General features: G+C 60.0%; 18 protein-coding genes. 4 read left to right on the top strand and 14 right to left on the bottom strand.

The features are described 5' to 3' along the window. Window positions 1-32 precede the first annotated feature (32 nt). Window positions 33-668, top strand: coding sequence for a ribonuclease T2 family protein (locus tag HCZ30_RS01015; protein WP_167635903.1), 636 nt, complete (start codon window positions 33-35; stop codon window positions 666-668). On the opposite strand, the gene HCZ30_RS01010 is transcribed toward HCZ30_RS01015, so the two are convergent. From HCZ30_RS01010 to HCZ30_RS00995, 4 genes are all read right to left on the bottom strand, one after another. Further along, window positions 665-1363: a L,D-transpeptidase gene (locus HCZ30_RS01010; RefSeq protein WP_167635902.1), complete on the bottom strand. Its 699-nt coding sequence runs from the start codon at window positions 1361-1363 to the stop codon at window positions 665-667. The genes HCZ30_RS01015 and HCZ30_RS01010 overlap by 4 nt on opposite strands. Before the next feature lie 36 nt (window positions 1364-1399). Next, the gene (locus HCZ30_RS01005) at window positions 1400-1555 is read right to left on the bottom strand and encodes a hypothetical protein (RefSeq protein WP_167635901.1); all 156 of its coding nucleotides are present in this window, start codon (window positions 1553-1555) and stop codon (window positions 1400-1402) included. 215 nt (window positions 1556-1770) lie between these two features. Further along, complete coding sequence (locus HCZ30_RS01000) at window positions 1771-2745, bottom strand: zinc-binding dehydrogenase (RefSeq protein ID WP_167635900.1); 975 nt, start codon at window positions 2743-2745, stop codon at window positions 1771-1773. A gap of 10 nt (window positions 2746-2755) precedes the next feature. Then, a complete protein-coding gene (locus HCZ30_RS00995) occupies window positions 2756-3448 on the bottom strand; it encodes a COQ9 family protein (RefSeq protein ID WP_167635899.1) in 693 nt (230 codons plus the stop codon). 111 nt (window positions 3449-3559) lie between these two features. Here HCZ30_RS00995 and rpsU point away from each other — a divergent pair, with 111 nt between their 5' ends. After that, window positions 3560-3766, top strand: a complete 207-nt coding sequence (gene rpsU / locus HCZ30_RS00990; protein WP_086451606.1) for a 30S ribosomal protein S21 — start codon at window positions 3560-3562, stop codon at window positions 3764-3766. 126 nt (window positions 3767-3892) lie between these two features. Here the strand turns inward: rpsU and HCZ30_RS00985 are convergent, their stop codons facing one another. After that, window positions 3893-4360 (bottom strand): Lrp/AsnC ligand binding domain-containing protein, encoded by a 468-nt coding sequence (locus HCZ30_RS00985; protein WP_167635898.1) that lies wholly within the window; start codon window positions 4358-4360, stop codon window positions 3893-3895. Between the two features lie 127 nt (window positions 4361-4487). On the opposite strand from HCZ30_RS00985, the gene ald reads away from it, so the two are divergent. After that, a complete protein-coding gene (gene ald, locus HCZ30_RS00980; protein WP_167635897.1) occupies window positions 4488-5600 on the top strand; it encodes an alanine dehydrogenase in 1113 nt (370 codons plus the stop codon). A gap of 51 nt (window positions 5601-5651) precedes the next feature. Here the strand turns inward: ald and mscL are convergent, their stop codons facing one another. Then, the gene (gene mscL / locus HCZ30_RS00975) at window positions 5652-6110 is read right to left on the bottom strand and encodes a large conductance mechanosensitive channel protein MscL (RefSeq protein WP_167635896.1); all 459 of its coding nucleotides are present in this window, start codon (window positions 6108-6110) and stop codon (window positions 5652-5654) included. Between the two features lie 139 nt (window positions 6111-6249). Between mscL and HCZ30_RS00970 the strand changes: the two genes are divergently transcribed. After that, window positions 6250-6951 (top strand): glutathione S-transferase family protein, encoded by a 702-nt coding sequence (locus HCZ30_RS00970; RefSeq protein WP_167635895.1) that lies wholly within the window; start codon window positions 6250-6252, stop codon window positions 6949-6951. On the opposite strand, the gene HCZ30_RS00965 is transcribed toward HCZ30_RS00970, so the two are convergent. The 8 genes from HCZ30_RS00965 to rpe all read right to left on the bottom strand — a co-directional run bounded on the left by HCZ30_RS00965 (window position 6942) and on the right by rpe (window position 13025). Next, window positions 6942-7640, bottom strand: a complete 699-nt coding sequence (locus tag HCZ30_RS00965) for a glycosyltransferase family 2 protein (RefSeq protein WP_167635894.1) — start codon at window positions 7638-7640, stop codon at window positions 6942-6944. The two genes, HCZ30_RS00970 and HCZ30_RS00965, sit on opposite strands and share 10 nt — an antisense overlap. Then, entirely contained in the window at window positions 7637-8230 is a 594-nt protein-coding gene (locus tag HCZ30_RS00960) for a DedA family protein (RefSeq protein ID WP_167635893.1), read from the bottom strand. The genes HCZ30_RS00965 and HCZ30_RS00960 overlap by 4 nt, the downstream gene beginning before the upstream one ends. A gap of 3 nt (window positions 8231-8233) precedes the next feature. Continuing rightward, window positions 8234-9370 carry a ceramide glucosyltransferase gene (locus HCZ30_RS00955; RefSeq protein WP_167635892.1) on the bottom strand — a complete coding sequence of 379 codons (1137 nt, stop codon included), beginning with the start codon at window positions 9368-9370 and terminating at the stop codon, window positions 8234-8236. Window positions 9371-9373: 3 nt separating this feature from the next. After that, complete coding sequence (locus HCZ30_RS00950) at window positions 9374-10285, bottom strand: UDP-2,3-diacylglucosamine diphosphatase (RefSeq protein WP_167635891.1); 912 nt, start codon at window positions 10283-10285, stop codon at window positions 9374-9376. Between the two features lie 194 nt (window positions 10286-10479). Then, on the bottom strand, window positions 10480-11439 hold the full coding sequence (locus HCZ30_RS00945; RefSeq protein WP_167635890.1) for a sensor histidine kinase: 960 nt from the start codon (window positions 11437-11439) through the stop codon (window positions 10480-10482). Next, a complete protein-coding gene (locus HCZ30_RS00940; RefSeq protein ID WP_167635889.1) occupies window positions 11424-12113 on the bottom strand; it encodes a response regulator transcription factor in 690 nt (229 codons plus the stop codon). Before HCZ30_RS00940 ends, HCZ30_RS00945 begins: the two co-directional genes overlap by 16 nt. Further along, window positions 12110-12253, bottom strand: a complete 144-nt coding sequence (locus HCZ30_RS00935; protein ID WP_167635888.1) for a hypothetical protein — start codon at window positions 12251-12253, stop codon at window positions 12110-12112. The genes HCZ30_RS00940 and HCZ30_RS00935 overlap by 4 nt, the downstream gene beginning before the upstream one ends. A gap of 82 nt (window positions 12254-12335) precedes the next feature. Continuing rightward, entirely contained in the window at window positions 12336-13025 is a 690-nt protein-coding gene (gene rpe, locus HCZ30_RS00930) for a ribulose-phosphate 3-epimerase (RefSeq protein ID WP_167635887.1), read from the bottom strand. Window positions 13026-13159: the final 134 nt, after the last annotated feature.

Genomic DNA, 13159 nt, shown 5'->3' with positions numbered 1-13159 from the left:
TAGTCATATCATCACAATTAGAAAAGATGAAAATGCGATCGACCCTTGCTGCATTGGCGCTCGGCCTGTTTCCGCAGATTGCGGCCTCTCAGGATATTGCCGGAGAATTCGACTATTACGTGCTGTCTTTGTCTTGGTCGCCCAACTGGTGCACCATCGAAGGGGACGCGCGGGGTTCAACGCAATGTGATGAAGACGAGGATTTCGGCTGGATCATGCACGGGCTCTGGCCGCAGTACGAGCGCGGATATCCCGAATATTGCGATACTGATTTTGGTCGCCCGAGCCGCCAACAGACCCGCGATATGGCGGACATCATGGGCACGGACGGGCTGGCGTTCTACCAATGGAACAAGCACGGCGTTTGTTCGGGTTTGTCGTCCGAGGACTACTATGGCCTCGCCCGCGAAGCTTACGAGCGCATTAAATTCCCGACCGCCTTTGCCAAGCTGCAAGAACAGGTCTCGCTCCCCGCTTCACTGATCGAAGAAGCCTTCGTTCAGAACAATCCGGCGATGGAGCCCGACGGCATCACGATCACCTGCCGGTCGGGCTATATCCAAGAGGCGCGGATCTGCCTGACCCGCGACCTGGAATTCAGGACGTGCAGCGCGGATGTGGTCCGCGACTGCACGCTGGATGACGCTCTCTTCGATCCGGTCCGCTAGTAGATGCCGGTGAGGCCCTCGGGCTTCACCGATTTCAACACGCGAACGGGTGCATGGTGACGGACACGCGTGGCTAGATCGATCACGTCCTGATCGATCATGCGGATACAGCCCGACGACACAGCCTTTCCCACCGTTTCCGGCTCGCACGCCCCGTGAATGCGGTAGAGCGTGTCTTCGCCGTTCTGGAACAGATAGAGCGCCCGCGCGCCGAGCGGATTGCCCGGACCGCCCGGCATCCCGCCATTAGCGACGGAGTACGGCTCGAACTGCGGCCAGCGCTCGACCATGCTGTCGGGCGCCTTCCAGACGGGCCAATCCCGCTGGTACTGGATGATCGCATCGCCCTTCCATTCAAACCCGGCGGCCCCGACGCTGACACCATATCGGAGCGCGCGGCCGTTCGGCTCGACCAGATAGAGGAACGCCGCATCGGGATCGACGACGATGCCGCCCTCGTCCATGTCGGTAAACGGGTTGGCAATTTCCTGGCGCCAGTATTCCCGTGACACCACCCCGCGCGGGACGGCGGGCACAGGAAACGGCTCGTCATAAAGCGCACCATATCGCGCAGGCATTGGCGGTGGCGGCGGAGGTGCGGGCGGAGCGACAGGCTCCGGTTCGGGCGCAGGACGGGCGCAGGCAGACAGCGCTGCCATTCCCGCCGAAGCGAGAAAACTTCTTCGATTGAACATGATATCCCTCGTGATTTTGCTAACGGTTTTCAGGCGTCAGACAAATCGAGGCGGCGGCACCGGAATTTCGAGCTGATGCAGCGCGGACAGCCAGATGGCATCACGTGGCGCGGCGATGGTGGGCAAATGCGGATCGGGCGAGGCCATGTCCTCTGCCATCCACAGGTCCACAGCACAGCGATGACCGGGCAAGGAGACCCCATGGCATCGCTGCTGAAGCGTCAGTCCTGCCGTCTGCGTGATCGCCGCTTCCGTCGGCACAGAGACAAGCGCCTCTGTCCTCGCGGCCATTCTCAGTGGCAGCAAGGCAAAGATTACCAGCAGTACAAGAGTTATCCGAAACATGGCGCGACTTTGCCCCGCTTTGCGACGGGGTCCAAGCCGCATCGTTTCACATCGACGTGTGGTTACTCTCCGGCAACGCGCATGACGAGCTTGCCGATGTGTGCGCTGCTTTCTATCAGCGCATGGGCGTCCGCTGCCTCATCAAGGCTGAATTCCTTGTAGACGATCGGCTTGATCCGCCCCGCACCAAGCAGCGGCCAGACATGTTCGCGCAACTGGTCCGCAATCGCGGCCTTGGCGGCATCAGACTGTGGGCGCAGGGTCGAACCCGTAAACGTCAGACGGCGCATCATGAGCTGCGCCCAGTTTACATCCGCCTTAGGCCCTTTCAGGAATGCGATCTGGACGAGACGTCCTTCCATCGCGAGCGACTTGATATTGCGGTTGATGTACTCGCCGCCAACCATGTCGAGGATGAGGTTCGCGCCGCCTTCGGCTTTCATGCCCTCGACGAAATCCTCTTCGCGGTAGTTGAAGCACTTCTCGGCACCAAGCTCTTCGCAAGCGTTGCACTTGTCCGCCGACCCAGCGGTAGCGAACACACGTGCGCCGAATGCCTTCGCCAGCTGGATCGCGGTTGTGCCGATACCGGACGAACCACCATGCACAAGGAATCGCTCCCCGCCTTTCAGCCCGCCGCGCATGAAGACGTTGGACCACACGGTAAAGTACGTTTCCGGCAGACAGGCCGCATCGCGCATACTCATGCCATCAGGGATCGGCAGACAGTGCGACGCCGACGTCGCAACATATTCAGCATAACCACCGCCCGGCAGCAGCGCGCAAACCTTGTCGCCAACGGAAAGGCTCACACCCGGACCGACCGCCACAACCTCGCCGGACGCTTCCAGCCCCGGCAGATCACTCGCTTCGGGCGGCGGCGCATAGAGGCCGGCACGCTGCAATGCGTCGGGACGGTTCACGCCCGCATAGGCAACCTTGATGACGACCTGCCCCGCACCGGCTTCCGGCATCGGACGTTCGCAGACTTTCAGGACCTCGGGTCCGCCGGCCTTGGTAATTTCGATAGCGCGCACCTGATGCTCCTTATTCGTTCAACGTCCAGCGTCCGGGCAGGTCATCCTGCCGTCCGCGAACAGGTGCCTTGATGCCCGAAAGCATTTTCTCCAACCCACCGGCAAACGCGCCAAGAACCGGAGTTTTCTTCACCGTGCCTTTGAACTTTTCGAACGACATGACGTCGGCAATGCGGCGATCGATAAAGGCATTCGTCGCCTCGCCGCCCGTTTCGTCACCCAACCAATAGAGCACGACGGAACTGTAAACGCCCGAGAGAATCGTCCGCTTGGAGTACCAGTTGTAATCGTCCGATGTATCGCCCAGCGTCTCCCAGATCAGATCGGCAGTGCCCCAGATCAGCCCTGCCCCGACCGGCGCCAGATGCGGCAGCGCAAAGAGCGTCGTCCCGCGTCGCACCAACTCGCGATCAGCGGCCTCAAGACGGAAACGGATCGCCGCCGCAACCTTCTCACTGTAGCGCATCCCCTCCATCTCGCCACTCTGCATCCGCGCAACCATCGCCGCATCGCCCTTATTATGATAGGCAACGGCCAGATCGACAGCGCCGCGCGGGCAAACGGCCAGCGCCTCGGCCTTCGTCATCCCGGCGGCATTTGCGGCATGTTCAAATGCAGTATCGGTCCATCCGTCGAAAACGACATTGGGCTCGATGGCATCAAGCAAGCGTTCCACGGCAGGCGAAAGGGGCGTAATAGGCATAGGGTCTCTCCTTCGGGGCAGCACACTAGACAACATAGGACGTAATTGCTATACGCCGCCCACCCTGCAAACTTTTTTGCAAATCCAACTTAGGAAGGTGGTGAATACCACATGCAGGTAAGCGTTCGCGATAACAACGTTGAACAGGCGCTCCGTGCGCTCAAGAAAAAACTGCAGCGTGAAGGCGTCTTCCGCGAAATGAAGCTCAAGCAGCATTTCGAGAAGCCCTCCGTCCAGAAGGCCCGTGAAAAGGCCGAGGCGATCCGCCGTCAGCGCAAGCTGGCTCGCAAAAAGCTGCAGCGCGAAGGTCTGCTCTAAGAGCACCCCTTTGTCGCTAAAATTAACCCCCGGCCTCGGTCGGGGGTTTTTCTTTGTGCTCTTCATTCTGACGAAAATACCTCGGGGGTTCGGGGGCTGCGCCCCCGCCCGCGCGCAGCGCGGCCCCTAGATCGGCAATGCTGTCGTCTGCCTTACGGTCTTGAGTGAAAACGACGATTGCAGCGTCTGCACACCCGGCAGCTTCGCCAGATGGCGGCGGTGGATACGCGCGAAGTCCTCAGCGTCTTCGGCCACCACCTTAAGCAGATAGTCCGCAGTGCCCGCCATCAGGTGACACTCCAGCACATCCGGCACGCGGGCAACGGCCTTCTCGAACGCATCCAGCGTCTCATCCGCCTGCCCGTTGAGCGTGATCTCGACGTACACGGTCGTTTTACGCCCGACTTTGCGCGGGTTCACCAGCGCAACGTAGCCCGTGATGTACCCACCCCGCTCCAGATGCTGGACCCTGCGGTGACAGGCAGAGGCCGACAGGTTCACCCGTTCGGCCAGATCGGCATTACTCAGCCGACCCTCTTTTTGCAGGATGGTCAGGATGCGTTGATCCGTCGGATCGATTCCGAAATCAGTCACGTTTCTTCGCCATTTCAATCAGTGTATCGAATATTCTTCGAATATTCGCCTTTTCGCAACCGATCTTTCCGAAGCAATTGCACGAAAGGTGCGTCATCCTACGTCTAAGCGAACAGGAGGATGCACCATGCACATCGGCTGCCCCAAAGAAATCAAACCGCAAGAATTCCGCGTCGGCATGACGCCCAGCGCCGTTCAGGAGGCTGTTGCCCACGGTCACACCGTCACGATTGAGACCAACGCAGGTATCGGCGCGGGCTTTACTGACGAAGACTACACCGCAGCAGGCGCAAGCATTGCAGCCAAGGCCGAGGACGTCTTTGCCGCTGCCGACATGATCGTGAAGGTCAAGGAACCGCAGGCTGTCGAGCGCAAGATGCTCCGCGAAGGCCAACTGCTGTTCACCTACCTCCACCTTGCTCCGGATCCGGAGCAGACCAAGGACCTGCTGGCCTCCGGCGCGACCTGCATCGCCTACGAGACCGTCACCGACGACCGCGGCGGCCTCCCGCTGCTTGCTCCGATGTCCGAAGTCGCTGGCCGTCTCGCTCCGCAGGTCGGTGCCTACACCCTGCAAAAGGCCAACGGCGGCCGCGGCGTTCTGCTCGGCGGCGTTCCGGGCGTTGGTCCGGGCAAGGTTCTGGTCATCGGCGGCGGTGTCGTCGGCACTCACGCCGCGAAAATCGCTGCTGGCATGGGCGCTGATGTGACCGTGCTCGACCGCTCGCTGCCGCGCCTGCGTTACCTCGACGACGTGTTTGGCGGCACCTTCAAGACCTCCTATGCGTCCGCTGCCAACACCATCGAACTGGCCCGCGAGGCCGACCTGATCATCGGTGCTGTGCTTGTTCCGGGTGCTGCCGCGCCGAAGCTGATCAAGCGCGACCAGCTGAAAGAGCTGAAACCCGGCGCTGTCCTCGTTGACGTTGCCATCGACCAAGGCGGCTGCTTTGAGACCTCGAAGGCCACCACCCACCAAGACCCGATCTACGAAGTCGACGGCGTGATGCACTACTGCGTGGCCAACATGCCGGGCGCTGTCGCGCGCACGTCGACCATCGCTCTTGGCAATGCGACCATGCCGTTCATGATCGCGCTGGCGAACAAAGGTTGGAAGAAAGCCTGCGCTGACGACAAACACCTGCTGAATGGTCTCAACGTTCACGCTGGCCAGCTGACCTACGCCGCTGTCGGCGAAGCTCTCGGCATCGAGACGGTCGATCCGGCCTCGCTGCTGTAATTTCCACTCACGGAAATTGAAACGGCCCGCCAATTTCGGCGGGCCTTTTTGTTAGCCTTGCGGACCGGCGGGAACCTTGTCAGTGCGCAGTTCGTCGCGGATCTGCATGAGGATCTCCAACTCGGTCGGAGCCTTCGGCGCCTCGGGGATCGGGGTCTCTTCTTTCTCGGTCATCTCGTCACGGACGCGGTTCACGAAGCGGACCAGCAGGAACACGACGAACGCGATGATGAAGAAGTTCACGACGGCCATGATGAACGAGCCGTAAGCGAAAATCGCTGCCCCCGCATCGCGCGCTTCCTGAAGGCTTGCGTCTGCCGGAACATCGCCGCTGAGAACCCAATAGGTGTTGGTAAAATCAAGGCCGCTGGTGATCACGCCGATGATCGGGTTGATCAGATCCTTGACGATCGAGTTGACGATCGCGGTGAAAGCCGAACCGACGATGATACCGACGGCAAGGTCCATAACATTGCCCTTGGCAATGAACGCTTTGAATTCTTTATACATCTTCCCTCAATTCCTTAATTAAAAGGTGCGCTATCCTGCGCTCTAACGCACATAGGTAGCGTCACCGCCCCACATGTCTAATCCTTCATATCGCACAGGATATGCCTAGTTATTGAGAGAATAATTTCAGGAGGCTCTCATGGCCGATTTATCGACTTTCGAAATCAACAAACGCTGGCCCGCCCAGAACCCCGAGCTCATTCAGCTCTACGCCTTCCCGACCCCGAACGGCAAAAAGATCCCGTTCGCGCTCGAAGAGATGGGTCTGGAGTACGAATACCATCAGGTTTCGCTCAGCGACACGGATGTGAAGAGCTCCGAGTTTCTCTCTCTCAGCCCGAACAACAAAATTCCCGCGATCATTGATCCGAACGGCCCCGATGGTGAGCCGCTCGGCCTGTTCGAAAGCGGTGCGATCCTGATTTACCTCGCGGACAAAAGCGGCAAGTTCATCGGTCGCAACGCGCACGAGCGCTATACCGTGATCCAGTGGCTGATGTTCCAGATGGCGGGTGTGGGTCCGATGTTCGGGCAGCTTGGCTTTTTCTACAAATACGCCGGCTCCAAGATGGAAGACCCGACCGCGCGCGACCGCTACATCAACGAAGCCAAGCGTCTGCTGAACGTGGTCAATACCCAGCTCGAAGGTCAGGAGTGGATCGCGGGCGAGTATTCGATTGCGGATATGGCGCTCGTGCCGTGGCTGGAAGCGCTCGATTTCTACGGCGCCAAAGAGGTGACCGATTTCGATCAGTTCACCAACGTCCACGCCTATATCGAACGTTTCAACGCCCGTCCGGCGATCAAGAAAGCGCTGGAGCGCATTCAGCTTCAGGCCTGATTCGGCACATTCACCCGCTGGCGGCGCATTTTGTAGATCTGCGACGCCAGCCCCCACGGGGGCACACTGCGGCACATATCGGTGATCATTTTGACATCCGCCGTCAGCCCCCGCATCCAGCCGACCTTTGCGTTTTTGAAGGGGCTGACAACTTCGGGCCATTGCACGACGGCAATACGCGCGTCACGGTCCATCAGCAGACGGTTCATGAATACCTCTAGCCCGAACTTGGGCAGCTTGCGCAGCTCGGCAATCTTCGAGGCCAACAGCTCGCGTTCGATAACGCGCTCCCCGCTGATGTAGTCGATCCCGATCCGATGCCAGATTTTCGGAGCGTTCTTGCGCAGGCTGATCGACACATCCGCCTGATCGTACACAATCGGGGAGATGAGCGCCGTCAGGTGCCACGCCTCTAAGCCCAGCAGGTCAGCGTCCACCAGCAGCAGATGCGATCCCTTGGCCGCCTCGATACCCTCCGTCACGGCCCACGTTTTACCGCGATTGCGCTCCATCTTGATGAAGGTCACACCTTCGCGCCCCGCAACCACGTCAGCCGTCCCGTCCGAAGAGCCGTCATCCACAACAATGACCTCGTCCACCAGCGGATGCCCGACAACAGTGTCGAGCACGTGGCCGATGCGGGCTTCTTCGTTGTAGGCGGGGATGATGCAGCTGATCTTGACGGTCAAACTTCGTTTTCCTCTTCGTTTGCCGCCCGATTGCGACGGCGATAGTACCAGATGCCTCCGACGACCAGCATGAGGCCGAGCAGGATGAGCGACCCGCGGAAAATGTAGTGGTCGATCTTCACGTAGGCGTACCCGAATACATAGCCAACGATCGTGAAAACCAAAGTCTTTGGCAGCGTGGCGAGCGTGTTCCAGCCGATGAAGCTGAGATAGTTCATCTTGGCGGCCCCCGCAGCGACCAGAACGGGCGCGCTGGCAGCATGGGTCAGCTTGCCGATCATCAGGGTCTTGCCGCCTTTGTCGTGGTAATGGCCCCGCAGGCTCTTGCGGCGGCTACGGCTCAAGCCGAGGCGCACTTGCCACCGACCTGGCAGCGTTTTTGGCGCGAACCGACCGATGCAATACAGGATCGTGTCGCCGAGCAGATCGCCGAGCACGCAGATCACGTAGACCGCGTAGATGTTCAGCAGACCGAGACTCGCCATGTATGACGCAATGACAGTGACGATCGGTCCCTCGACGATCGACGCGGGAACCAGCAGCCACAGGCCGTGCGCCTGCACGAGCTGCTGGAGTGTATTCAAGTCCATAAGTTAGCCTCGGGCTTTCGCCGTCACCTCGCTGGCGTCCATTGCATTGCCACGCCATTCGAAGCTGTTGCCTCTCCATGCGCTCACCCAGATCAAGGGCAGCATGGCGTCGCGGATAACCCACGAGGCGACGTCACGCAAACTCCGCGGCCATCCTGCGAGGCTGGCGACGGCATATTCGGTGCCGAACCACAGCGCGGGTACGGCGAGCAGCCACCACCACGAAAGGAGACCCGTCAGAGTCAGGATCAGGGTCATGAGCATCGGCAGTCCGACGCCCGCCAGAATTTCGGCGCAGAACACAGCCGGAAAGCCCATGCGGCGCACCTTGGCCCAGCGGACCTGACGGCTCCAGACCGATTTGAAATCCCGCTCGCCGATCGGCTGTGGCATCAACTGGTTGAGCAAGCGAACTTTCTTGCCGGCGGCACGGACAACTTTGGTGGAGGCCACATCTTCGGCCATCTCTGCACCCAGCGCTTCGGGTCCACCCGCAGCGTCGAGGATGTCCTTGCGCCAGAACAACATTTTGCCCTGCGCGTAGCCGTTCTCGAAAGTGTCAGAACTCAGCTGCCAACGACCCTGATAGGTGTTGAGGAAACCGCATTCCAGCGAGCCCCACATATTCGTCGCATCAACGCCAACGGGCGGCGAGGTCACGAGGCCGGTTTCGTCATCCCAGCGCGCAAACAGACGCTCGATATAGTCAGCCGGAAGCAGGACGTTGCTATCCGCCATTAGGACGAATTCGTGCTTCGCTTCTTTCCAGCCTTTCACAAGATTGTTCAGCTTGGGATTGCCCGAAACATGGTCCCTACCCACAAGCAGACGCGCTTCGACAGAGGGGTATTCGGAGATCAGGCCACGCACCACCGGAACGATGGGATCGTCTTCGCGGTCGACACAGAACAGCAGCTCGACCTTCCCGTGCCACGTTGTTTCGAACGTGGTGCGCAGCGTCGCCTCAATGTTGTTCTCTAGCCCGCAGACAGGGCGCAGGACCGATACGCTCGGGGTGCCCGAGATGATGCTCTTCTTGCGTTTTGCCTTCATCGCGTAAGCAGCAGCGCCGGACGTCACAATCTGGAGGGCGCCGGAGGTGCCGAGGATCGCGGAGGCAATGATTTCAATTCCGTTCATGACTCAAGCTCGCACAGACACTGGTTCGTCTTCAGCGGCGGGTACTGGCGCAGTGGCACCGTGGGCCGCCCAGTCTACCAACATCAAACCACCGCTACTGGTTTCAGCCAGAGCCGTACAATTTTCCGTCCAGTCGCCGCAGTTGGCATAAACGACGCCATGATCCGAGTGCAGCGCTGCTTGATGGAAGTGGCCGCAGATGATCCCGTCGACTTCGTGTTCTTTGGCCAGATCGGTCAGGCGGAACTGAAAGTTATCCTGCGCGCGCAGCATGTTGTTGATGCGGTTCAGGCACCAGTTGATGCCGTTCCATTCGCGCTTCATCCCGAAACCCGAAGCAACCCAGTTGAAGCAATCCTGTGCGCCGCGCAGCACGCCTTCGCAATGGGCGCCGAGCTTTGACAAAAGCGGGGCGCGCTGCTCGAACTCGTCACAGCAATCGCCGTGGATTACGAGGTAGCGCGAGCCGTCGGATGCGGTGTGATAGACGTAATCGGCAACTTCGACGCACTCGAAATAGGTGCCAAAATAGTTGCGAAAGAATTCGTCGTGATTGCCGGGAGTATAGACCAGACGCACACCGCTTTTGGCGCGATCCAGCAAAAGGCGGAAAATGTCGTGGTGTGTCTTGGTCCAGCGCGACCCGATCGGGCGCCAGATGTCAAAAATATCGCCGACAAGGTAGATCGTGTCCGCAACGTGGGACTGAAGGAATGCGAGCAATTCCTCTGCACGGCAGCTACGGGCGCCAAGGTGCAGGTCGGAGATGAAGATCGTCGGGAAGTAACGCTTACCTGGCTGGTGCTTCGGCTTTCGGTCGGATTTCGGCGTGCGAGCCATCGCTTGCAAATCGGCCACGACTTCGGGCGGAACAATGAACGGGGCCCTCGAAAAACTCTGGGACTGAATATCCATAATAACGTGCCTCGATCCCGATAACGTTGCCGCCTCGATACCTTCGAAATATGACAGCTGCGTCTCGGAACCACAAAAATGTTATCCGGCTTGGCAAGAAAATGCACAAAGTAGTCGGTCTTCGTTATCAACGCATTTCGAGCGGGTTTCTGTTCCCAAAAAACGGCTGGGTGGGTCGACAAATCGTCGCAGCATCAGAAACGTATCTCGAACGCAGTGCCCTCATCGGTCGGCAGCAGCGCGATAGAGCCGCCGTGCGCCTCAAGCATCCGGCGCACAATCGGCAGGCCCATGCCAGTGCCGCCAGTACTGCGCCGCGTGGTAAAGAATGGCTCGAAAATCCGGTCGCGATTACCAGCAGAGATCCCGCGCCCGTCGTCCGTGACGATGACCTTTTGCCCGTTGCACTCCAGCGTCACCCTGCGCGCGCCATGGACCGCAGCGTTGGCTAGCAGATGCTGGATCACGAGCCGGACGGCATCCTTGCCGAGCGGGATCGTCGCATCGCCCTTCATCGCGATATCGAGGTCGGGATAAGCGACGTGCCATTCTTCGACCAGATCGGCGAGCACTGTCTGCCCCGCTGGCATGGGCTCTTGCGCGCGGGCCAAATCACGCTGCGCTTCGAGGAGCGCCATCATCCGGTCGGTCGCCTGCCCGATCCGCTCCACAAGGCGGCGGCGTTCATCGTGCGGGAGGTCACTGTCTAGGAGCTCCGCCGCGCCGCGCAATACGGTGAGCGGAGAGCGCATCTCGTGCGTTACGTGGTCGGCATAAGACCGCACGACAGCCTCGCGGTTTTGCAGCACGCGGCCCATCTCCAGCATGGATTGGCCAAGCATCTGAAATTCGCTGGTCCCGTAATGGGGCAACGGGTCGAGCGACCCCTCTTCCGACCGTTTGATCGCCCCTGAGCGTGCCGCCAGCAAAGACACGGGGCGCAAGACCAGCCGCACCAATCCCCAGCCGAGCGCAATGGTCGCGACGAAGACCACAGCGAACACGGCGAAAACAGCCTCGCGGTAGCCGAGGTACGGCCAGAGGTAACGGACTGCCACGATGCCGCCGAATGCCAGCCCCAGAACAGCGCCAAGCACGACTGCAACAACGAGGCCGAGCGACGGGCGCCACTTCGCCCCTAATGGCCGCGACATTGACCCATCCTCAGCCCAACGCCGTGCACTGTGTCGATAGCATCGGGGCAGCCCGCATCGGCAAGCTTCTTGCGCAGGTTCCGCAGGTGGCTGTCGAGCGTCCGGTCGCTGACGTGAATGTTTGTGCCATACACCTGGTCCACCAATGCAGGGCGCGGGACCACATGCTCGGGACGGGCAATCAGATGCATCAGGATGTCCTGCTCACGCGCGGTTAGGTCGACCTCCGTTTCGCGGACATGGCAAACGTGCCGTTCTGGATCGAGGGTCAGAACACCGCGACGCAACCCGCTCGGCTTGGCGGGTGCGGTCACGGTACGCTTCAAGATGACTTTCACGCGGGCGACCAGCTCGCGCGGGGAAAACGGTTTGGCCACATAATCGTCGGCGCCAAGCTCCAGCCCCACAATCCGGTCGATCTCGTCAGAGCGTGCGGTGAGGAATAAAACCGGCACGTCCGATGACTTGCGCAGCTGGCGGCACACGTCGAGGCCGTCCATTTCCGGCATTCCAATGTCGAGGATCAAGAGATCAGGTTTCGCCGTCTGCGCCAGTTCCAGCGCCTGCGCGCCGTCCTCGGCTTCGATCACCGCAAAGTCCGCCTGCCTCAGCGCGATCCTCAGGATATCGCGAATGTTGGCATCGTCGTCGGCGATCAGGATGGTTCGGGTCATTTGTCGGTGGCTTCGGCAGGTTTGGTCTGGCTCACGCTACCCTTGGCGGCTCCGCTGCGAAAGGCTTTCGCATGTTCGTCGAGCCACCATCCGTCCCGCAAAAGGCTCTGCGGGACACCATTTACCACGATCTGCTTCATCATTCGTCTCCTGTAGTTGAGCCTACAGGTGTCAGTCCGGCCGCGTAGCCGGACTGCGGAAGATGTGCAGATTGCGTGCAGATCAGAGCGCGGACTGCGCTGCTTCGCGGATTGCCTTGATGTTCGCGCCGTAGACGTCGGGCTTGTCGACCGAACCGCCTTTGAACACAGCCGAACCAGCCACCAGCGAGTCCGCACCGGCAGCCGCGACGAGCGGAGCGGTGTTGGTATCGACGCCGCCGTCGACCTGAATATGGACCGGACGGTCGCCGATCATCTCGCGCACTTTGCGGACCTTCTCGACGCCGTTCTGGATGAACTTCTGACCGCCAAAACCCGGGTTTACGGTCATCACGAGCACCATGTCGATGCTGTCTAGCAGATACTCGACTTCTTCAGCGCGGGTACCGGGGTTCAGCGCAACGCCAGCCTTAACGCCCTGCACGCGGATCGCCTGAACGGTGCGGTGGATGTGCGGACCTGCCTCGATGTGGGCCGTGATCATGTCGGCACCGGCTTCGGCATATGCCTCGATGTACTGATCGATCGGCGAGATCATCAGGTGCACATCCATGAAGGTTTTGACGTGCGGACGGAACGCTTTAACCGCGGGCGGGCCGAAGGTCAGGTTCGGCACGAAGTGCCCGTCCATAACATCGACGTGGACCCAATCGGCGCCCTGATCCTCGATCGCGCGGATTTCCTGACCAAAGTTGGCGAAGTCGGCGGAAAGAATCGACGGAGCGATCTTGATAGAGCGGTCGAAAGTCATGCGCAGCGTCCTCCTAGTGCATTCTGCCGCTATTTAACGCGGTTTGCTGGCAACGTCATCCATTCAAACCATCTATTGCGGCACTGCGGCAAATAGGTTCACATGAATATCGATCTTTGTGGTTAGGATGTACG

Origin of the sequence: Marivivens donghaensis (assembly GCF_011806565.1) — a bacterium.
GTDB classification, from domain to species: Bacteria; Pseudomonadota; Alphaproteobacteria; order Rhodobacterales; family Rhodobacteraceae; genus Marivivens; species Marivivens donghaensis_A.
Note: the sequence above shows the minus strand (reverse complement) of the source record. Positions and strands in the feature narration are given on the sequence as shown.

Excerpts from the sequence above, each read along its gene's own strand:
- ald (WP_167635897.1), top strand. The coding sequence starts at position 4,488 with ATGCACATCGGCTGCCCCAAAGAAATCAAACCGCAAGAATTCCGCGTC.
- HCZ30_RS01010 (WP_167635902.1), bottom strand. The coding sequence starts at position 1,363 with ATGTTCAATCGAAGAAGTTTTCTCGCTTCGGCGGGAATGGCAGCGCTG.
- HCZ30_RS00940 (WP_167635889.1), bottom strand. The coding sequence starts at position 12,113 with ATGACCCGAACCATCCTGATCGCCGACGACGATGCCAACATTCGCGAT.
- rpe (WP_167635887.1), bottom strand. The coding sequence starts at position 13,025 with ATGACTTTCGACCGCTCTATCAAGATCGCTCCGTCGATTCTTTCCGCC.
- mscL (WP_167635896.1), bottom strand. The coding sequence starts at position 6,110 with ATGTATAAAGAATTCAAAGCGTTCATTGCCAAGGGCAATGTTATGGAC.
- HCZ30_RS00970 (WP_167635895.1), top strand. The coding sequence starts at position 6,250 with ATGGCCGATTTATCGACTTTCGAAATCAACAAACGCTGGCCCGCCCAG.
- HCZ30_RS00960 (WP_167635893.1), bottom strand. The coding sequence starts at position 8,230 with ATGGACTTGAATACACTCCAGCAGCTCGTGCAGGCGCACGGCCTGTGG.
- rpsU (WP_086451606.1), top strand. The coding sequence starts at position 3,560 with ATGCAGGTAAGCGTTCGCGATAACAACGTTGAACAGGCGCTCCGTGCG.
- HCZ30_RS01015 (WP_167635903.1), top strand. The coding sequence starts at position 33 with ATGCGATCGACCCTTGCTGCATTGGCGCTCGGCCTGTTTCCGCAGATT.
- HCZ30_RS00945 (WP_167635890.1), bottom strand. The coding sequence starts at position 11,439 with ATGTCGCGGCCATTAGGGGCGAAGTGGCGCCCGTCGCTCGGCCTCGTT.
- HCZ30_RS00950 (WP_167635891.1), bottom strand. The coding sequence starts at position 10,285 with ATGGATATTCAGTCCCAGAGTTTTTCGAGGGCCCCGTTCATTGTTCCG.
- HCZ30_RS00955 (WP_167635892.1), bottom strand. The coding sequence starts at position 9,370 with ATGAACGGAATTGAAATCATTGCCTCCGCGATCCTCGGCACCTCCGGC.
- HCZ30_RS00935 (WP_167635888.1), bottom strand. The coding sequence starts at position 12,253 with ATGAAGCAGATCGTGGTAAATGGTGTCCCGCAGAGCCTTTTGCGGGAC.
- HCZ30_RS00995 (WP_167635899.1), bottom strand. The coding sequence starts at position 3,448 with ATGCCTATTACGCCCCTTTCGCCTGCCGTGGAACGCTTGCTTGATGCC.